Source organism: Blautia hansenii DSM 20583 (assembly GCF_002222595.2).
Classification (GTDB): Bacteria; Bacillota; Clostridia; order Lachnospirales; family Lachnospiraceae; genus Blautia; species Blautia hansenii.
Map to the genome: position 1 here is coordinate 2,544,825 of NZ_CP022413.2, position 20,807 is coordinate 2,565,631.

At 38.4% G+C, this 20,807-nt stretch carries 16 protein-coding genes; 4 read left to right on the forward strand and 12 right to left on the reverse strand.

The annotated features are described in order from the left end of the window. Positions 1-11: 11 nt before the first annotated feature. The 4 genes from CGC63_RS12930 to CGC63_RS12945 form a co-directional block, all read right to left on the reverse strand. Positions 12-839: a DUF4097 family beta strand repeat-containing protein gene (locus tag CGC63_RS12930; protein ID WP_003022890.1), complete on the reverse strand. Its 828-nt coding sequence runs from the start codon at positions 837-839 to the stop codon at positions 12-14. Further along, a complete protein-coding gene (locus CGC63_RS12935) occupies positions 836-1,522 on the reverse strand; it encodes a DUF1700 domain-containing protein (RefSeq protein ID WP_003022893.1) in 687 nt (228 codons plus the stop codon). Before CGC63_RS12935 ends, CGC63_RS12930 begins: the two co-directional genes overlap by 4 nt. Continuing rightward, positions 1,519-1,842 carry a PadR family transcriptional regulator gene (locus CGC63_RS12940; protein WP_003022896.1) on the reverse strand — a complete coding sequence of 108 codons (324 nt, stop codon included), beginning with the start codon at positions 1,840-1,842 and terminating at the stop codon, positions 1,519-1,521. Before CGC63_RS12940 ends, CGC63_RS12935 begins: the two co-directional genes overlap by 4 nt. A 192-nt stretch (positions 1,843-2,034) precedes the next feature. Continuing rightward, positions 2,035-3,108, reverse strand: coding sequence for a hypothetical protein (locus CGC63_RS12945; RefSeq protein ID WP_003022899.1), 1,074 nt, complete (start codon positions 3,106-3,108; stop codon positions 2,035-2,037). Positions 3,109-3,399: 291 nt separating this feature from the next. Between CGC63_RS12945 and CGC63_RS12950 the strand changes: the two genes are divergently transcribed. Continuing rightward, complete coding sequence (locus CGC63_RS12950) at positions 3,400-3,900, forward strand: GNAT family N-acetyltransferase (RefSeq protein ID WP_040351206.1); 501 nt, start codon at positions 3,400-3,402, stop codon at positions 3,898-3,900. A gap of 210 nt (positions 3,901-4,110) precedes the next feature. On the opposite strand, the gene addA is transcribed toward CGC63_RS12950, so the two are convergent. From addA to CGC63_RS12970, 4 genes are read right to left on the reverse strand one after another with little or no spacing between them, the layout of a single operon-like run. After that, positions 4,111-7,782, reverse strand: coding sequence for a helicase-exonuclease AddAB subunit AddA (addA, locus tag CGC63_RS12955; RefSeq protein WP_003022908.1), 3,672 nt, complete (start codon positions 7,780-7,782; stop codon positions 4,111-4,113). A 1-nt stretch (position 7,783) separates the two neighbouring features. Beyond that, positions 7,784-11,218: a helicase-exonuclease AddAB subunit AddB gene (addB, locus tag CGC63_RS12960; protein WP_003022911.1), complete on the reverse strand. Its 3,435-nt coding sequence runs from the start codon at positions 11,216-11,218 to the stop codon at positions 7,784-7,786. A gap of 17 nt (positions 11,219-11,235) precedes the next feature. Next, entirely contained in the window at positions 11,236-12,042 is an 807-nt protein-coding gene (locus tag CGC63_RS12965) for a Cof-type HAD-IIB family hydrolase (protein WP_003022915.1), read from the reverse strand. Continuing rightward, a complete protein-coding gene (locus CGC63_RS12970; protein ID WP_040351207.1) occupies positions 12,039-12,908 on the reverse strand; it encodes a DMT family transporter in 870 nt (289 codons plus the stop codon). The genes CGC63_RS12965 and CGC63_RS12970 overlap by 4 nt, the downstream gene beginning before the upstream one ends. Positions 12,909-13,045: 137 nt before the next feature. Between CGC63_RS12970 and CGC63_RS12975 the strand changes: the two genes are divergently transcribed. Continuing rightward, entirely contained in the window at positions 13,046-13,480 is a 435-nt protein-coding gene (locus tag CGC63_RS12975; RefSeq protein WP_040351208.1) for a hypothetical protein, read from the forward strand. A 119-nt stretch (positions 13,481-13,599) separates the two neighbouring features. On the opposite strand, the gene CGC63_RS12980 is transcribed toward CGC63_RS12975, so the two are convergent. From CGC63_RS12980 to CGC63_RS12990, 3 genes are read right to left on the reverse strand one after another with little or no spacing between them, the layout of a single operon-like run. Then, positions 13,600-15,513 carry an NAD(+) synthase gene (locus CGC63_RS12980; protein WP_003022922.1) on the reverse strand — a complete coding sequence of 638 codons (1,914 nt, stop codon included), beginning with the start codon at positions 15,511-15,513 and terminating at the stop codon, positions 13,600-13,602. 26 nt (positions 15,514-15,539) lie between these two features. After that, a complete protein-coding gene (gene hslO / locus CGC63_RS12985) occupies positions 15,540-16,421 on the reverse strand; it encodes an Hsp33 family molecular chaperone HslO (protein WP_003022924.1) in 882 nt (293 codons plus the stop codon). Positions 16,422-16,425: 4 nt separating this feature from the next. Then, on the reverse strand, positions 16,426-17,205 hold the full coding sequence (locus CGC63_RS12990; protein WP_003022926.1) for a class I SAM-dependent DNA methyltransferase: 780 nt from the start codon (positions 17,203-17,205) through the stop codon (positions 16,426-16,428). A gap of 199 nt (positions 17,206-17,404) precedes the next feature. Between CGC63_RS12990 and CGC63_RS12995 the strand changes: the two genes are divergently transcribed. Both CGC63_RS12995 and CGC63_RS13000 read left to right on the forward strand, forming a co-directional pair. Beyond that, the gene (locus tag CGC63_RS12995) at positions 17,405-18,295 is read left to right on the forward strand and encodes an Rpn family recombination-promoting nuclease/putative transposase (RefSeq protein ID WP_003022928.1); all 891 of its coding nucleotides are present in this window, start codon (positions 17,405-17,407) and stop codon (positions 18,293-18,295) included. 200 nt (positions 18,296-18,495) lie between these two features. Beyond that, on the forward strand, positions 18,496-18,774 hold the full coding sequence (locus tag CGC63_RS13000; RefSeq protein WP_003022932.1) for a type II toxin-antitoxin system HicB family antitoxin: 279 nt from the start codon (positions 18,496-18,498) through the stop codon (positions 18,772-18,774). A gap of 64 nt (positions 18,775-18,838) precedes the next feature. Here CGC63_RS13000 and CGC63_RS13005 read toward each other — a convergent pair whose 3' ends face one another. After that, positions 18,839-20,800: an FtsX-like permease family protein gene (locus CGC63_RS13005; protein ID WP_242970494.1), complete on the reverse strand. Its 1,962-nt coding sequence runs from the start codon at positions 20,798-20,800 to the stop codon at positions 18,839-18,841. Positions 20,801-20,807 lie beyond the last annotated feature (7 nt).

Below are 20,807 nucleotides of genomic sequence, written 5' to 3' on the forward strand. Positions count from 1 at the left end.
ACTCTCTCCTTTTACTGATTTTCAAAATTAACAGCTACACTTCCTGAACTGCTTTCAATATCTATTTTTTTCAAGCTTCCTGCTGTGCCATATCTGGCATTTGTAGTTCCTGCGTGTTCCTCTCCGTTTAATACAAGATGACCGCTGGCGCATTTTGTCCTCACTGCGTAATCCTCTAACTTTCCTGTCTGTGTAACAGCAAAATCGCCGGATGCCATTTCAATATCTGTTTCCTGTGCATCTAAAAGCTCTATCTGCACGCTGCCTGACATCAAAGTAAAATCACCCTCTCTTACGGAAAGCTTTCCTGAGCTTAAAAATTGTCCCGACTCTAAATGAACATCAAGAGAAGAAAATACTTTACTTTCCGGTACTTCAATAATAAGGTCTTCCATTACCCCATAATCATGATATTCTCTTTCCAGTGACAGCTCCCTGTCTTCTGTATCTAATTCTAAGAAATCCTGATCTGTCAGCCCTGAAATTCTGATTTCGTCCTCCGGAATTGTACGAATTTCTACCTTTCCTGAATAGATTTCAATATCTATACTGTCTATTTCTGAAGGAAGAAATTCACGCTGTTCCATGCTGCCATGATTAAAATTGTCTAAATCTCCAAGGCTATGACGATAATCGTTAAAATCATCGTCCATATCCCACCACGGTCCTTCGTGATCCCGACATGCTCTCCTAAGAACATGATACAAACGGCTATTTGTAAAATTACCGGTAATGGACCGAACCGAACCTCCAAATACCAATCCCACGCCTGCAAGGCATCCGCCTACAATACCTGTAATGAGAACAACAATCAATGCAATCTTCGTAAATTTTTTCATTTTCTTTCACCTCCCCGTATTCCTCTGTGTAAAATTCTTTGTATAAAGTCAATTACCCAGCGGAAACAAATCGGAAATACTTTTACTGCCAGCCACAAAAATCCCAGCAAAAGCAATAAACCGATACAAATCATCAAAAGTCCTGTGCCTGCAACCAAGCATACCGTAGGCACTGCCGGAAACTGTGTAACTGCTACGCCTAAAGAAATAATACCGCCCATTAACAGCCCGATACATCCGAAAAATAATGCTGCTGCCACACCAATAGCTGCTCCTACAAGCGCTACAATCAATCCCAATCCTGCAACTGCCAACGCTCCCCAAAACGGTACGGTTATAATTGCCAGCAGTAATATCAACGCCCATGACAAGCTGCTTCTTTTTGGCTTCTGTTCCACCCTTTCACTCTGAATGTCCGGCATATTTTTTTCTTCAAAGCGTTCATCGGTATATCCTGTTTCCCGATATTCTCCGTGCTCGCTGCCGTTTTCGTCTAAATCTGCTTTAATGGTTGCCGCAACTTTTCCCGGACTTCCCAGTTCCTGAATAACCGTTGCTTCGTTTTCCTCTCCGGCATCGTCAAAATAATTCTCATAAAACTCCAATGCCTCTTTTCTCTCCTGTTCCGGTATATCCCACAGCAGCCGCTCCAGCTGCTCTAAAAATTCCTTTTTTCTCATCATTTCCCTATTCCTCCCTCAAACAATGTACTTATCTTTGTTGAGTAGCTTCTCCATTCTGCACGATACAAGTCCAACTGTACCTTTCCTTTTTCTGTTACTTTATAATATCGCCTGTTTCTGCCGCCATATTCCTTATCATAGGTTTCCAAACATTCATCCTTTTGAAGTCTGCGAAGTACGGGATAAAGAGTGGACTCAGAAACCTCCAGAACCTGTCGGACATCCTGTGTAATCTTATATCCGTAAGTTCCTTCACTCTCATTGGACACAACTGCCAGTACAATAGCATCTAAGAGGGCAGCGCCTGTATTAAAAACCATAACTTCACCTCATTTCTATTGCTATAATATTGTTTTATACGCAATACTATTTTATTTTTAATACTATACGCTATATAATATTATTTTGTCAATGATATTTTCTAAAAGAAATTCGAAAGATTTTTGAAAGAAAAAAACTAAGGGACTGCGCGGTTAAGCACAATCCCTCTTTCTCAATTTTCACATTATATATTACACTTCATCTTGCGGAACATCCCCAATCGTATACAGTTCTCCCTCCATCTTACCCATCATCTCCTGAAGTTTTTCTCGATTTGCTTCGTAGAAGGCTTTTGCCTCTTTCATTGTTTCTTCAAATTCTTCTATTCCCTCTTTTTCTACTTCCGGTATCATGACCTCTTCTACAAAGACTCTATAATACTCCTCCCAGCTCTTACATTGCTTATCGCCTATGGTATCTTTCCCATCATAAAATTCATTTTTCCTATCCACTTGAATTTTACTTCTAAAGTATGCCGCTTCGATAAGACTGCGCCCTTTTTCAATCCCCTCTTCTACGGTAAGTCCGTAATCCTTGTAAATCTGCTCGCCGATATTTTTATAATACTCACTTTCTTTATACTGTTCCGCATATAATTCTGTCGCTTCTGCCAGCTTTTTATCAGAAAGCTGATATCCCTGCATTTCGGCATACTTATCATTTATCCACAAATCTTTTGCTTCCTGCTCTGCAAGTTCTATGGCTTTTTCTTCCGAATACCCTTTGTAGCTTATATTTTTCATTACATCTGTAATATAGAAAAATCTCAAATCTATGGGTTCCAGCTCCTTCATCAAGTCAAAATATATCTTATGCGTTTCCTCTTCTCCTATCATGGCAATCAAAACCGGAGCTGTCATTTTCTGACAACTCTCCATGTGTTCCGTTACAAAATCCCCGTCAGAATATAGTCTTCCATCCTCGGTCTCAAAATACCAGTCTTCTCCTTTCCGGAAGAAATAAAACATCTGCTTTGTTCCGTTTTTTACCACAACTCCCACAGACCAGTAATCTTCCCCTTTATCCAAATCTTTTCTTTGCTTTTTATTTACAGGAGGCGCTTTTTCCAAGTTAGACACTAAACTTTCTGCATTTGCTTGCGGATAGTCCTCCCCTACTGTCATACGCATACTGCCAAGCTGCACCTGTTCAATTTTTCCCATATCCGGCAACTCTACCTGTCCATAATTTTCCTCTTTCTCGCATCCGGAAAATAGAAAACAGATACTAAAAGCAGCGAACAATGTAAGCACTTGTTTTTTCATAAGCTTTCCTCTCTTTCACTAAATAGCAATGTTAAAACGCATACACTTCTTTATAGTAAAATGATATCATAGTAAAACGGAAATTAAAAGGTTTTTCCGGTCGTAAATACTTTTTCTACTTTAATACCATAATATTTGTTTTTGTAGTACAATACTATTATCAAGACGAAGTTTACTATATTGAAAAAGAAAACGGTAAAATGAGTGATGATTATATACAAACAGCTATTTATTATACAGAACAATATTTTCAAAATAACATTTCTGTATAACACATTATGGAGAAAGATTATGAACGAAACCCATTTATCTCAAAGCTATCGCGTTAGAAAATTAAATTTAGAAGACATTGATAAGATTTTTCATTTATGTTCTTCTAATTCTATTTTTTATCAATACCATCCTGTAAAACTTACAAAAGAAAGTATATTAGGGGATTTTTATGCCTTACCTCCAAATAAAGAATATAAGGATAAATTTTTTGTTGGATATTATGATGACGACATATTAGTAGCTGTCATGGATTTGATATTAAATTATCCAAAAGAAAATATAGCTTTTATTGGTTTCTTTATGTTAGATTATGCCTATCAAGGTCAAGGCATTGCTTCTGAAATTATTCGAGACTGTCTCCAATATCTCAAAGTTTCCGGTTATTATAAAGTCCGTCTTGCCATTGATAAGGGAAACCTCCAAAGCCAAACATTTTGGAAAAGAAATCATTTTTCCGAAACAGGGGAAGAATTTTTAAGTGACATGTATACTTATCTTCCAATGGAACAAATTTTATGATAAGTAGATGAAGAAAGCACTTGAAATGGTTATTCCTCAACTCTAAAGTTTACGAATTTTTTCAAGAACCATACGTATTTCTTCTGAAACAACATATCCTTGAAAAGCCTGTAAGTATATGCTATACTGACGACAGGCAAAATGATAAAAGGTCCATTGGACTACACACAAAACCCCCATGAGCGGCATCTCATGGGGGTTTTTATTCTATTAAAGCGTCTTAAGCTCAGCCGAATGTACCAACACTGCTTTTCCAATTCCCGTTGAATAAATATAAATTTCTTTTACCTCTCTATCGGTAATCATTTCCAGTGCCTTTTTATAATACCGCATCTGCACCTTATATTTTTCTATCAGCTCTTTTTCCTGTCCTTTTTGAACTTTATCTGTCTTATAATCTACCAAAACCAGCCCATCTTCTTCCTCAAAATAAGCGTCTATAATCCCTTGTACCAGAATTTCTTCTTCCGTTTCATACTCTTTTTTCATCTGATTTGCAGGCATGGCAATCACAAATGGCTGTTCCCGATATAACTGCCCTCTTTGCGCTGCTGCTTTCATTCTAACCGCAAGAGGATTTTTTGCGAAACGATAAAAATCAGATATCCATATAGATTTCTTTTCTTCTGTGGTCAGCATATTTTCCAACTGTTCTTCTATCTGCTCTTTGGTATCTATTTTTTCATAATCCAGATTTTCCCATACTCTGTGGTACAGTGTTCCCTTTGCAGCACCTTTTAATTCTTCCTTTGTCTCCTGCATAAATAACGGCACGATTTCCTCTGTTTCCTCTTTTTCCAGAAGTATTTCACTTTCTTCTGTATCTGCACTTTGCATTCGCTTTATCTCCGATACCGTTAGCTTTGCCGGAATAGCACCTTCTGCCTGATAAGGATATTCATAGGAAAAGCTGTCTCTGAAAAGCTTGCGCCATTTTTCATCATAGACCTCACTGCTGTCCCATAAAAGCAATTCTCCCTTTTTCAGCATTTCTTCTGTGCGAAGCTGTGCTTCATCTAATACCAGCTCCAGTGGCTGCACTTGTCTCACGGTAAAATCAGGTTCTCTGTCATACATTTCATTGAGCGAATATACTGAAAAATCATACATTTCATAAAGAGGCTTCATTGCCCTGTGTCTTGCTAATGCCGCAAGCACCCAGTCCAGATAACTTTTTCCTTTTACTCTTAGTCCGTAAGGCAGCCTTTCTTCCTCTTGTTTTTTCAGCATTTCAAAGCTCTTTAGCGTATCCTCCAGTTTCGATGTCACACCGGTGAGAATAAGTTTTTCTTTGGCTCTTGTCAATGCCACATAGAGAATACGCAGCTCTTCTCCCAGACTCTCAAGCAAAATTTCTCTTTGCACTGCTTTTTGCAGAATTGTCCTTGTGCGAATACGAAGCTGGGTATCTACATAAGGCGAACCAATACCCAAGTCAGGATGAAGGACAATGCTCTCCCTTGCGTCCTGCATATTGATTTGTTTTCCCATTCCGCAGACAAACACAATAGGAAATTCCAGCCCTTTGCTTCCGTGAATACTCATAATACGCACGGTATCTTCATTTTCTGAAAGCGTGTTCGCTTCCCCGAAGTCCACCTGATATTTTTTCAGATTTTCGATATAGCGGATAAAGTTAAATAATCCTCGATAACTGGTGCTTTCATAATCTCTTGCCTTTTCTGCCAGCATCAGCAGATTAGCTTTTCTTTGTTCCCCCGATACAAAGGATTGCTGATATACCAAGAAATCCGTGGCATCATAAAAATCCCATATCAATTCGTGCATAGGTGTATAAGGAACTTTTCTGCGAAGGTCTCTGTAAACAGCAAAAAATCTGCGTATTTTTTCTCCTAAAGGTGAAGAAAGCTTTTCTCCCAAAAGCAGCGCTTCGTAAAAACCGTTTTTTTCATTCTCCATTCCCAAAACCTTAATTTCTGCCAGTTCCTGAAAACTAAATCCATCAGGCAATCCATGAAGAGCCGCCGCAAGAGGAATATCCTGCATGGGATTATCCAGAATTTTAAGATAATCCAGAACAGTGGTTACCTCCTGAGCAGAAAAATATCCCGTTTTTGTGGTAACACTGGCAGGAATTCCACAGGAATTTAAAATTTTTTTAAAGGTTTCTGCCCAGCCGGACATGGTACGAAGCAAAATGGTAAAATCTGAATATTTTGCCGGTCTGTATTCCTCTGTCTTCTTATCTAAAACCAGATATTTCCCTGCTAATTCTCCAATACGAAGAGCAACCATTCTTGCCTCTAATTCTCTTGTATTCTCCTCCTCGTCTTCTAAAAGAAGGACTTCTGTTGCAGGCTCACTTTCTTCTTCCTGTTTAGGAGGAAACGTTCTTCCCGGATATAAAGCTGCTGTGCTGTCATACTCTACACCGCCTAAATCTTCTCCCATAATCTGATAAAACAGGTAGTTTACACCTTCTAAAACCTCTGCCCTGCTCCTGAAGTTCTTATGCAAATCAATACGAAGACAATTCTCCCCTGCTTCCTGTGGGTAGGTTTTAAATTTCTCCATAAACAAATCCGGTCTGGCAAGACGAAAGCGGTAAATACTCTGCTTCACATCTCCCACCATGAAAATATTATAAATTCCGTCTTCTATTTTTGAAACAGATGTTAAAAGCTTTTCCTGCACAAGATTACTGTCCTGATACTCGTCAATCATAATTTCTGCAAATTTCTTTGACAATTCTCTGGCTGCGTCTGTGCGCTCATCTTTTTCTTTTGTATGATGAATGAGAATTTCTAAAGCATAATGCTCCAAATCTCCAAAATCCAGAATATTCTTTTCTTTTTTCTTTTCCCTATACAGTTTCATAAACGCCAAAGTCAAATCCACTAAAACACCTACAGGCTCTCCTGCTCTTTGAAGGTTTTCCAGCATCTCCTCTGCCGTTTCCTGAAAATACCGTTCTTTTAAAGCTTTTATCTGCTCTTTTGCTTCATTTCGCAAGTTCTTTGCAAGTTCTTGCCGACTTTCTGATACCAGCTCTTTTTCTGCTTTTTTTCCTGCTGGAAGACGCTTAAATTCCAGTTTGTCCAGCATTTCCTTCCATTCAAAAAAGTTTTCTGTCCGCTCTAACTTTTCCAACTCTGAAACTTCATCTTCTAAAAGTCCGATATAAAAAACAGGTCCATCCGGCTCTTTTGAAATTTCCAATGCTTGCTTTAACAGCATGGAAGCCTCTTTTATTTCCTGTTTCACTTCATTTTTTATAAGCTTCATCCATTCTGCATTTTCCAGCTCCTCCAAGGTTTTCACCTCATAAGCCTTACGGCAGTTCAAAAGCCATTCCTCCGGATAAGGGTAACTCATGGAAAAACTGTATAATTTTATAATCATTTCCGGAATTTTCTTATCTGTCTTTCCCCCTGCAAATCCATCTGAAAAAGCAAGAAAAGAAGGAGCTTCTTCTGTGTATGCTTCCTCTAAAACAGCATCTGCCACATCTGCCTGCAACAGGCGCATCTCCCCTTCATCTCCCATGCGAAAAGAAGGGTCTAAATCAATAAGATGAAAATAGTTTTTTACAATATAAGAGCAAAAACTGTCAATGGTGGTAATCAGCGCATGATGTACCAAAGTGCTCTGTCTCTGGAGATGTTCGTCTTCGGGATTTGCTTCCAGCTTTTTCTCGATAGCCTGTCGGATACGCTCTTTCATCTCCCCTGCGGCTGCTCTTGTAAAGGTTACAATCAAAAGCTCATCAATATCCACAGGATTGTTTTTATCTGTTATTCTTTGGATAATTCGTTCTACCAAAACAGCCGTTTTACCACTTCCTGCAGCCGCACTTACCAGTATATTACAGTTTCTGGTATCAATAACCTTCTGCTGTTCCTCTGTCCATGAAACACCCATCTTACTTTTCCCCCCTTTCCATTTCTTCTTCCATCAGACACCACAGATTACTTGATTTATCTTTTTCCAATTTGCGATATTCATATCCCGGAAGCTTTTCATCAAAACCACATATTTCTTTATAAGGGCAATATTCACAGGCATTTTCTTTTTTCCATTCAAAAGGATTTACGCTGGTATTTCCCTTTAAAATCTCTCTGCCGATTTTTTTTGCTTTATCCTGTACATAATCCATCATAATAGCAAATTCTTCCTGATTTGCCACCTTGGAATTACCGGAAAAAGTCCCCTTTGCCGTATATTTTACAGGCACTGCAAAAGACTCCACACTCTTTCCTGCTGACAGATTTCTGTCCAGCTTTTGCAAAATTTCCGGCTCAGAGCTGCAAATCCCGTCCATTTTTAATTTCTTTAAGATTTCCTCCTGTGGATTTTCAGGATTTTTCACATCTTCTTTATTTAAAATCGGGTCTTTTGTATTATAATAAAACACCCCTGCCGGCTGTACAAACTTGTCCGGAAAACGCTTCTTTTCCAACTCAAGAGCTGCATTTAAGTAGAGCGCTAACTGAATTTGAAGCCCGTAATAAAGCTTTATCAAATCAAGCTGGGTTGTTCCTGATTTATAATCAATAACCTTTACATAGAGATGATTTTCTTTATCCTGACACACATCAATTCTGTCAATTCGTCCTTTTAAATGTAGTTTTTGTCCGGACTCTAAATCAAAATTCAGACTGTCTATGTTATCTTTTTCTCCAAAAGCCCACTCCGTAAGGGCTGGATAAAATTCTCCCTGTTTTAACTGCTTCTGTAATGCCCAGACACTTCTCTTTACCATACGTTTCACACGGTTAATGGTATAAGCATTTCTGGCGCTGCTTAACAAAATGGTTTCCCCTGACTTTTCCACAACCTCCGTTACACAGTCTTCTGCCAGAGTATCTCTCTCTTCATCCTCCAAATCCACCCAGCTTTTCCCTTGTTCCCGCACTTTTCGTGCAAACAAATCAAGGCTGTTATGCAAAAGTGTCCCCATATCAGCCATGCTGAACTCATAGCGGACACGTTCCCGCAGCATCAAGCCATAGCTTAAAAAGTGGGAACAGGCGCATTTTGCAAACTGCTCCAGCCTGCTGGCGCTGTTGGAAAGCTCTGTTCCGTAAAGAGCTTCTGCCACGCCTTTACTGATACTCTCCTGTGGATTTACATAATATGCAGCATCAATCAGCCTGTTGACAAGCTCTCCATATTCCTTTTGAGAAGTGAACCAGCTCATCAGTTCTTCAAATACAGGAGATGTCCTGTCCTGTTTTCGCATTTCTTCTGACAGTCTGTCCAAGGCTCCGTACTTGCTTTCTGCAAACAATGGAACATCCCACTCTCTCACGGCATCGGGAAAGAGTTTTTGTATCTGCGCAACTAAAAAGGAAGGAGACATTGCCTCTCCGCTGCTGCTTAATCGGCTGTAAGAAAGATAAATTCTTTCACTGGGTTTTGTAAGATTTAAGTAGAGATAAAACTTCTGCGTATAGAGATTTTCCTTTGCCGTTGGCGCTAAAGACAAGCCTCTTTCTTTCAAAGAGCCCTTCAGCTCCTCTCTGTTTAAATCTGATAACAGCTTTCCTGCCTGTTGTTCTTTTGGGATTTTTCCTTCATTTACCCCTACAAAAAACACGATTTTAATGTCTTTTAATCGTGTTCTCTCCATGTCTCCTACCAAAACCTGGTCAGAGGTCGGAGGAATAATTCCTACCTTTGCTTCTGAAAGTCCTGCTTCCAAAATCTCTTTAAATTCCCGAATACGAACCTTTTTATCTCCTAATATTTCCACCAGCTTATCCAGCAAATTCATGACAATTTCATAAATCTGACTGTACTCTTTTACCAGAGAAAGATTGCCCTCTGCTTCAAAATTCCTTGTAAATTCTTTTAATTTTTCCTGAATTTTATTTGCCGTTATATACTGATACAGCGCCTCCGTATAGGTTCTCACTGAAGCATCCGGTGTCTTCATTTTCTTATAAAAAGGCTCCCATTTTTCCACAAGGCTTGCTCTTATCTTATCAATTTGTACACATTCTTCCGGATTTTCTCCCCGATAGCTTCTTACCCATTCCTGCTGCCAACGGGAAAAACCTCGAATTCCCATGGCAATTACATAATTTTCCAAGCGGTCTGCTTCCTCTGTGGAAATGTCATTTAATCCACATCGCAGCATACGAAATATACTTTCATAGCTGAAATTTTCTACAATCATATCTACGGCTGCCCGCAGATATTCCACAAAAGGGTTGAGAAATACCGAATGTTTTTCATCAATAAAACAGGGAATTTCATACCGTGCAAAAGCTCTTGCGGCTGCCGGCGCATAGACCTGCATATCACCTGTAATCACTGCAAAATCTCTGTATCGATATCCCTTGGTTCTCACCAGACGGCGGATTTCTCCTGCTGTCATTTCCATTTCACTTGCCGGATTTTGAGCTTCATAAATTTGAACTGCATCCTGTTGTTTTGGATATTTTTTCCTTCTGTACCGGAAAACATTCTTTTCCAGAAAAGCCATAGGCGGATTGTCTTTAAATCTGCCCTGATACTCCCCTCTTCCTTCCGGTATCCAATATTCCTTCCAGCTTATTTTCTTGTCTTTTGCAATCCTCAAAAGACTTGCCACCGTCTGTCTACTAAGATAAAACAATTCATGAGGACTTCCCATTTTATAAGGGTCTTCCCCTGCCGCAACAGTAACTGTCACATAAACTTCTTCGCAAATTTCCAAAAGCGTTTCCAAAAGCTGAAGCTGAATAGGGGTAAAGCCTGTATAGCCATCCAAAACAAGCACACTGTCTTTTAATTTTTTCGACTGGGGCGCTACTCTGCCCATGGCATCCAGCACCTCTTCCTGCGTAATAAAACTGCCCTCCAGATAGTCAAAAAATCCCTGATATAAGGTTTTTATATCCTGCAATTTATAATACAGCTCCGGTGAAGACGATAAATCTTCCAGTACATCCTCTAAATCTTCTGTGGAAATTTCGTACTGGCGCAGCTCGGATACCATAGATTTCATCTGGGAAACATAGCCCTGCTTATCCATTTTCGCACCCAGTATTTTCAACTCTTTTTTCTTCTCCTGCGCAACTCTTCGAAGAACCATGCTCTTTCCGGTTTCCTCTAAAAGTGTTCTCTGGCTCTCTCCCATTTCTGTAAGCACACGAAAAGCCAGACGCTCAAAGCTCAACACATCAATATTGCAAATTCCCTTTCTGGGGTGCATGGTAACCAGCTCTTTTTGCGTCTGCATGGTAAACTGCTCCGGTACTAAAATCAAATACTGCTTTTTCGGATTTTCTATGGACTGCTGTATAATCTTGTTGTAAAGGTAATAGGATTTTCCTGCACCTGCTCCGCCGAAAATAAATTGTAATGCCATAAAACCTCCTGCTGTTTTTAAAAGAACTTTTCAATAACCTCCGCAATTCCATCATGGTCATTGTCACAGACTGTAACATAATCTGCTACTGCTTTTACCTGCTCCTGTGCATTTGCCATTGCCACACCAAGACCTGCATACTGTATCATAGAAATATCATTAAATCCGTCACCACAGCAAATCATTTCTTCTCTTTTAATCCCCAATATTTCCAAAAGATGCTTCAAACAGTAGGCTTTATCTACATTTTTCGGTGTAGCTTCTAAAAAGTATGGCTCTGAACGAAAAATCTGTGCCTCATGGAAATATTTCTGTGCAAACACAGGCTCTAATGCCTCCAAGTCTTCCGGTTCTCCTGTCATAAGGCATTTATTTACCGGAAAATCCACATAAGTATGAAAATCTTCATGATATGCAATAGGCATTGATGCAATCTTTGCCTCAAGAAGCGTATATTTATCCGGCTTTGTTCCTGCAATCACTTCTTTTTCATCATAAGTCACAATACCAATGCCATTTTCTACTGCATCCCTCCATAATCTGGCAGGAAGGTGCAATGGGAGTGTCTTCGAGTAAATACATTCCCCTGTTTGAAAATTTACAATTCTGGCTCCGTTAAAGGGCATAATATAGCTTCCGAATTTATCAAGCTCTAATGCTTTTGCAACAGAATAAATTCCCTGCGGCGCTCTTCCTGACGCAATCGCCACCGGAATTCCCCTTTTCTGTAAATCTAAAATTGCATTTTTTGTTTTCTCCGTAACCTCCTTCTTGGAATTGGTTACTGTTCCGTCAATATCCAATACTAATAATTTATATTTCATCTTGCACCTCTCTTTTTATTGTAGAAAAACATAAGAACCGCCATCAAACAAATGATGACATATCCCACCCAACTGTAAAAATCAGGAATTTGCTGAAACATCACAAATCCTAAAACCATAGAAAAGATAACTTTTGTATAATCATAAATGGATATTTCACTTGCAGGCGCATAGCAATAAGCTGCTGTAATGGCAAACTGTCCTCCTGCCGCACAAAGTCCTGCCAGCAACAAAACAAGAACCTGCCACAAGGTCATGGCATGATAATCAAAAATCAGCCATGGTAAAGTTATCACACAGGAAAAAGTGGAAAAGAAAAATACGATAAAAGGCCCTTTTATGCCAACAGTTCCCAATTTCCGAACCATAGTATATGCTGCACCTGCTCCCAATCCTCCTAAAAGTCCGATTAAAGACGGTATTAAATCTAAATTGGAAACCGTAGGCTTTACAACGAACAGACTTCCACCAAAAGCTCCCATAACCAGAAGTATCTGTGCTGCGGTGACTTTTTCCTTTAAAAATAAAAAGCTGAAAATCACCACAAAAAAAGGAGACATTTTATTCAGCATAGAAGCATCTGCCAAAGCCAGATGGTCGATGGCATAGAAATTACATAAAATCCCCAGTGTTCCAAACAGAGAACGCAAAATCAGATACTTCCCGCTTCCTTTCTTCCACTGAAAGCTGTCCTTTTCCTTTAACACTAATATACAGCCAAAAACAGCTGCTACAATATTTCTGAAAAAACTTTTCTGTATAGACGGTAAATCCCCTGACATACGGACAAACATATCCATAAGGGAAAAGCAAAATGCAGATAAGATAATATAGAAAATTCCTTTATATTGTTTTTTTATGTTCATGATACGTCTTCTTTCTCCTTTCGCTGTCCATTTTATCATGAATTCCATTTAAATTCCAACGAAAGCTGTTGAATTTATCAGGTATATTTTTCTTGCTTCTGTAATATGCTATAAAAAGGAATATGGGAGGTGCAGCCATGAGTTCAAAAACTAAAATTGTCGTCTTACATACAAAGGAAGTTATTTATACCGGAATTTTTGTAGTTTTGGCCGTTGTACTGGCCGTTTTGCTTTTTTTAATGTTTGGAAAAAATAAAAATGCAGATCCTGCCAGTGCAGATGCCATATATCATGCAGGTGTTTATACCAGCCCGATTACGCTAAATGACAATACCTTTGACGTAGAGGTAAAAGTAGATGAAAATCACATCAATTCTATTTCCCTTGTCAATCTCAGTGAAACCACCACTGCCATGTATCCTCTGGTAGAGCCTGCCCTTGATGCACTCTCCGACCAGATTTATACATCACAGTCCACAGAAAATATCACTTATTCTGAGGAAAATAAGTACACTTCTATGCTGCTTTTAGAGGCTATTGACAATGCCTTAGACAAAGCCAGAAAAGAATAAAAAGAGCCGTTACATTAAGAATGAGGCTGTCACTTTAAATATATATCCGGAATAGTTATACATTTTAAAGTAACAGCCTCATTTTCACTATCTGCCTGATGTGATATGCTCTTGCATTTTTAATTTAATTTTTCTATTTCATCCATCCAAATTCTTACATTTGCATCGCTTGGCATACGCAAATCTCCTCTCGGCGAAACAGATACACTTCCTACCTTTGGCCCATCCGGCAGACAGGAACGCTTAAATTGCTGTGAGAAAAATCTCCAATAGCACTTTCTCATCCATTTTAAAATTTCTTCTTCTGTATAAATTCCCTCAAAGGTTTTCTTGGCAATACGGTAAATCTTAGAAGGTGAAAAATGAAAACGCAGCATATAATAAAGGAAAAAGTCGTGGAGCTCATAAGGTCCTACTAAATCTTCTGTTTTCTGTGCAATCTCCCCTTCCTTTGGAGGCAATAATTCCGGACTTACCGGCGTATCTAAAACATCTCTTAAAATTTCTGCAAGCTTTTCTTCTTGACAGGTATCCGCATAATGGCGTACCAAATGGCGAACCATGGTTTTCGGCACACCGCCGTTTACACCGTACATAGACATGTGGTCTCCGTTATACGTAGCCCATCCAAGAGCCAGCTCTGAGAAATCTCCCGTTCCGATTACCATACCGCCCTGCTGATTTGCAATATCCATAATCACCTGTGTCCGCTCTCTTGCCTGTGCATTTTCAAAGGTAACATCATGCACATTATAGTCATGACCGATATCCTCAAAATGCTGCAAAACAGCTTTTTTAATATCCACTTCCAAAAGCTCTGCCCCAAGACGTTTGGTAAGCTCACAGGCATTTGTATATGTTCTGTCCGTCGTTCCAAAACATGGCATAGTCACCGCGGTAATATTTTTTCTGTCCAGTCCCATAAAGTCCATGGCTCTTGCTGTAACCAGAAGTGCAAGAGTGGAGTCCAAACCGCCTGAAATACCAAGAACAGCAGATTTACATTTTGTATGCTCCATTCTTTTTTTCAGTCCCATTGCCTGTATTGTAAGAATTTCCTCACATCTTTTTGCTCTTTCTGTATCGCAGTCCGGCACAAAAGGATTTTTTTCAAAATTGTTGTAAAGCTCTGTTTCTTCCATTGGTAAATGGAAAGAAATATGAAGGTGCTTCTCTCCTTTTTCCTCCAGCCATGTGGAAATTCTTCTTCTCTCTCCACGAAGCTTCTGAATATCCAATACGCCATAAACCGTTTCATTTTTAAATAACTGTGCTTCTGCAAGAAGACTGCCGTTTTCACAGATTAAATTCTGTCCTCCGAAAACCAAATCCTGCGTAGACTCACCGTTTCCGGCAGTGGCATACACATATCCGCATAAAAGTCTTGCGGACTGCCCTTTTATCAGGTCTCTGCGATATTCTGATTTTCCTGCAATTTCATCACTGGCTGATAAATTTACGATTACATTGGCTCCTGCCATGGCATGAAACAGTCCCGGTGATGCAGGTGTCCAGACATCCTCACAGATTTCTGCCGCAACACAAAGCTGAGGCATTTCCTCACATTCAAACAACACCTTACTTCCAAAGGAAACCATTTTATCGCCTAATTTTATCTCGCCTTCTATGTCTCTGCCGGAAGTAAAATATCTTGCCTCGTAAAATTCCCCATAATTGGGAATACTGTGTTTTGGAATAATTCCAAGAATTTCTCCTCTGTTAATTGCTGCCGCCGTATTATAAAGCTTCCCGCTATACTCCAAAGGAAGCCCTACAAAAATCAATCCTTCGGTGCCCTTTAATTCCTCTGCCAAAACCAAAAGCTGCTGTTTTGCTGACTGCAATAAAGTTTCATTAAAAAATAAATCATGGCAGGTATAGCCCGTAATACACAGCTCAGGAAAAACCAGAATTCTGGCTCCTGCTGCACTCATTTCCTTTGCCTTTTTTATAATTTCCTGTGTGTTATGGATGCAATCTGCCACTTCAATTTGCGGTGTTGCTGCTGCTACTTTTATGAAACCATCCTTCATTACTTACCACACCTTTCCTGCTTCTTTTATTTTCTGCACGCTTTTAAAATATTCTTTAATTCTTCTACTGTAAAAATATAATTCTTATTACAGAAATGGCAATTCATTTCAATTTCTTTTCCTTCGTCAATCAATTCCTGAATTTCTTTTCTTCCGATACTGATTAAGGCTTTTTCCACTCGCTCTTTTGTGCAGTTACAATGGAACTGTGTCGGAACTTTTTCGTTAATTTCCAAATCAAATCCTGCAAGAAGTGTTTCCAGAAGACTTTCCGGTGTATGACCTTTTTCCAACAACTCTGTTACAGAAGTTACATTTTTTAAATTTTCTTCTAATTTTTCAATTACTGCTTCTTCTGTAAACGGCATAAGCTGAATAATAAAGCCCCCTGCCTGCTTCACTGTATTGTCCTTTTCCATAAGAACACCCAGTCCTACAGAAGACGGAACCTGTTCACTGGTGGCAAAATAGTACGTTAAATCCTCTGCAATTTCACTGGTCTGTAAAACAGTTTGCCCTACATACGGCTCTTTTAATCCCATATCCTTAATAACATTCATAAAACCTACGCCTACTGCGCCTGCAACATCTAATTTACCTTTTTCATTGGCATGGATAACCACATTTGGATTACCTACATAACCCTTTACATTTCCTTTTGAGTCTGCCGTCACCGTCATTCCGTTTAAAGGACCTCCTGCTTTTACCTGCAAGGTTAAAAGGTCTTTCTCACCTTTCATCATAATTCCCATCATAGAACCTGCTGTTAAAAGACGTCCCAGTGCAGCCGTTGCCACAGGGCTGGTATTGTGCGCTGCTCTGGCAAATTCTACCATTTCTCTTGTTGTAGCGGCAAACGCTCGAATTTGGCTGTTCGCTGCGGTAGCTCTTACAATATAATCTTTCATATTTCTATTTCTCCTGTTTTCTTCTTTTCCCTTTTTCTCTTGCTATAATATATACTCTCTCACTGACTGCTCTTGGAGGTCGATGAGTCAAGGCATCATATACAGCTACAAACTCCATACCTGCCTTTGCCAGAAGATTTTTTACTTCTTCTATATCATAAGCTCTCTGATAATGAATTTCCTCATACTTTCTGTATATATTTTTTCCTGCTTCTTCTTCCGGAATAAACAGCGTCAAATCATATTCATTTATCTGTTCTTCACAATCATAATAATTATCCCAGATAAAGCTGGCAGTGTCCCTGTTTTCTGCAATGGTACACTCTCCTAAAATTTCTTCATATTTGTATTTGGTATTCATATCAAAGATAAATACTCCGCCGGGATCAAGATAATTATTGACCAGTTGAAATACTTTAAGCAAATCATCCGGTTCAATAATATAATTCATACTGTCACATATAGAAACAACAGCACGCACTGTTCCGTACAATTCAAAGGAACGCATATCCTGTAAAAGGTACAAAATATCTTCTTTTATTTTTCCTTCTTTTTCAAGAGCAATTTCCAGCATATCGGGAGAATTATCAATTCCTATCATATCATAGCCTGCTCTTGATAAAAGTCTTGTGGCTTTCCCTGTACCACATCCTAATTCTAAGACTAATCCATCCTGTACACCATATTCCTGTAACAGACCGATTAAATATCTACACCATTCTCTGTATGGAATGTTATCCATGAACATATCATACACGCTGGCAAAACTTTCATAAGAACTCATTTTTGTTCTCCTTTACTTTCCTAATCTCTTTATACTATCATGAACTGAAACACCTTGCAACTGTTGAAGCACTATGTGTATCATGTTATCACGGATTTTATACATTGGCTTAACAAGTTTCCTTCTAAGCGGTTGTAAGTCTTTTTTCCATCTGCTATACTTTACTTTATAGAATTCCTCTGTAAAGTGGAGGAAAAATATGAATACACCATTAAAAGATCTTACAATCAAAAATAATTTTATGTTTGCAGCAGTAATGTCAGACGAAGAAAACTGCAAAGGTTTTCTGGAACGTGCTCTCCCTATTAAAATCGAACACGTAGAAATCAGTACAGAAAAAAATATCATTTATCATCCTGAATATAAAGGTGTACGACTGGATGTGTATGCGAAAGATGAAAAGAATACCCGTTATAATATAGAAATGCAGGTATTAAAACAACCTGATTTAGGACGCAGAAGCCGTTATTACCAAAGTCAGATGGATATGGAGCTTTTGGCAAAGGGGTGTGAATATATAGAACTTCCCGACAGCTACGTGATTTTTCTCTGTGATTTTGATCCTTTTGGTGAAGGGAAATATCGGTATACTTTTCGAAAGAGCTGTGAGGAAACGCAAAAAGCTTCACTAAAAGATGGACAATGTATTATGTTTTTAAACACTCGTGGAGAAAATGCAGAAGATGTACCGAAAGAGCTGGTTTCTTTTCTGAAGTTCGTACATGCAGACTTAAAAGAGAGTCAGGAGGACTTTGAGGATGATTATGTAAGACAAGTACAAAAATCAGTTACCCATATTAAAGGAAACAGGAAAATGGAGGAAAAATTTATGCTTTTGGAAGAATTGCTGAAAGATGAACGTAAAGAAGGCATAAAAGAAGGTATCCAAAAAGGTCGACAAAAGGGACTTCAAGAAGGACAGGTAAAAATGGCTACGGAAATGCTTCAGATGACCTTACGCAAATTTGGACAATTACCAAACAGCCTTTTAAAAACTTTACAAGAACAGGAAGATATCGAAATACTAAAAAAATGGATGCAGACAGCATTAACTGTCCAGTCACTGGATGAATTTATTTCTAAAATGTAATACTTAAATAATCTCTAATACCAAAACAATTCAAAATACCCGCAAACATTGATTATTTGCAAAGTTTGCGGGCAACTCTAAACTTTTCAATGCCGTTTCAGGCAAAATTTCAAAAAATACAGAGGAATTCTATTGTTGTATCCTTTTCTTTTTTGTTATATACTTTTCTTATCTTGTTTTAAATTAGAAGGGAGATTATTATGAAATTTATATATCCTGCTGTTTTCAGCAAAACAGATGATGGAAGTTATCAGGGATATTTTCCTGATTTAGAATGTTGCTATGCAAAAGGAGATACCTTAGAAGATGCGGTTGATGATGCCAATGAAGCTGCTTACAACTGGATTAGCCTTGAGCTTTCTGAGGAAGATTGCTCCTTACCTTCCGTTTCCGATATCAGTGATATGAACTTAAAAGAAGGTGATATTGTAAGAAATATTTCCGTAAATATTCGCTTTTATGAAGGATGGGACGAATAAAATTTAAAAAAATAATCTACATTGTTAAAGGAGACTGTTTCACACCACAGTCTCCTTTTTCTTATCATATCTTTTCACCCCTTATTATTCTCAAAGAACACAACTGAGCAATCAGAAAATATCCTCCGTAGAAAAGCAACACTAAAATTACTGCTGCAGTAAGCCCCGGTAAAATACTCTGTTCTCCGTAGATAGAAAGCAACTGATTACATACTTGAATACCAAAACCAGAATGAATACCTGCCACTAAAACAGGCAAACCAAAAAACATACTGTTTTGTTTCCATACAACGCCTCTGATTTTTCTTTCTTCACATCCCAGTTTTCTCAAAATTTCGTATTTATCTTTGCTGTCTGCCGCATCAGAAAGCACTTTTAAGGATAAAATCGCCGCTCCTGACAACAAAAAGCTAATCCCCAGATACATCCCTAAGAAAATATACATGGCACTTGTACCAATACTGTCATCAATAATATTAGAACGTGTGGCAGTAACAACCGGATAAGTAACTTCCCATGAATTTTTCATATTGTTGGAAATCTGCTCATCCACCATAGTTCTGAATTTTTTACTGTCATTTTTATAATTAGCAGCAATATAATTGCAGTATTTTTTACATTGCGATAAATCTGCTTCATCGGGAAGAAGTACAATCCCCATATTGTATTTGTCATAATTCATCATGACAAATCCGTCCTGACAAACCATTTCTTTTGCACGGTATGTCTTTCCCTGAAAACTAATCTCCTGATTTTCTTTCAATCCGCTGTTAAACAATTTCACAGAACCCTCTTGATTTGCCACAATCAAATATTCGTCTTCCTTCAGGCTATATGTCTTTTTGTTGTACATCTTGGCAAATTTATTATAATCGCCTACTTTCATGACTTCCACCGGAGCATTGGCAAATTCTTCTCCATAAAACTCCGCATTCTCCAGCAAATAATCTCCTAAAACCGCTGCATTTGTAATTTCCTCACTTTGGAGAGAATATGCTTCCGTAATATCACAAAAAGCATCCATAGATATTTTCTTTTCTTCAAATACATCCTCAATGGTCTTGTGATCTTCTATCACAACTTTTTCCATAGAAATGTCCATAGGCGCCATCTCATCTACTAATTTATCCTTGTAAGCCTTTCTGGTAAACACAGACGTAATAATACAAAGACTCATGAAAAGCAAGAGACAGATAATCGTTGCAGATGCTACCATAGAATTTAATTTATTAGAAATCTCTCCTACGGCAAAAGAATTTAATCCTTTATAGTATACCTTTGACACTTTCCCTGCCATTGCTGCAAAAAATCCGGAAACAGACCAAAACACCAGAAAGGTTCCAATAATTCCCAGAATAATCTGCGTAAACACATCTACTTCCGTAGTAAGAGCTTGTGCATTGCCTGTTACATTATAATAAGCATATCCTAAAATCACCCATGCCAAAACGAAAACCAAAACACTGAGAATTGGGTTTTTTAAGAAATTTTTCTCTTTTTTCTTTTCAGCAGTCAGAAAACGAATAAGTCTGGCACGACTGATTTCCCATGTATTCAAAATCATCACTACAATATAAATCACGAAAAAGTACAGCACAGATTTCACAATCGCTTTTCCCGACACTGTAAATACGAATTTCGATAAATCTGCCTCAAAAATTTTCGATACAAAAAGAGACATAAACTGAGAAAATCCAATTCCCACTAAAAGCCCCACACCCAGTGAAATAATTCCCATAAAAACCGTTTCTATCCACAACATTCCTGAAATCTGTGTTTTTTTCATTCCTAGTGTCAGGTAAACAGCAAATTCTTTTTTTCTTTTTTTCAGCATAAATCGGCTGGCATATACAATCAAATATCCTAAAATAAAAGATACAAAGATACTGACAGCCTCTAAGGCGCTGTTCATCATGTCAATAATTTCCGCCTTTGCCTTTGTCACTTCCATCATAGCTGTTTGGGTTTCAATAGCATTAAAGATATAAAAAACTGCCACACCTAAAATCAACGTAAAAAAATACACCGAATAA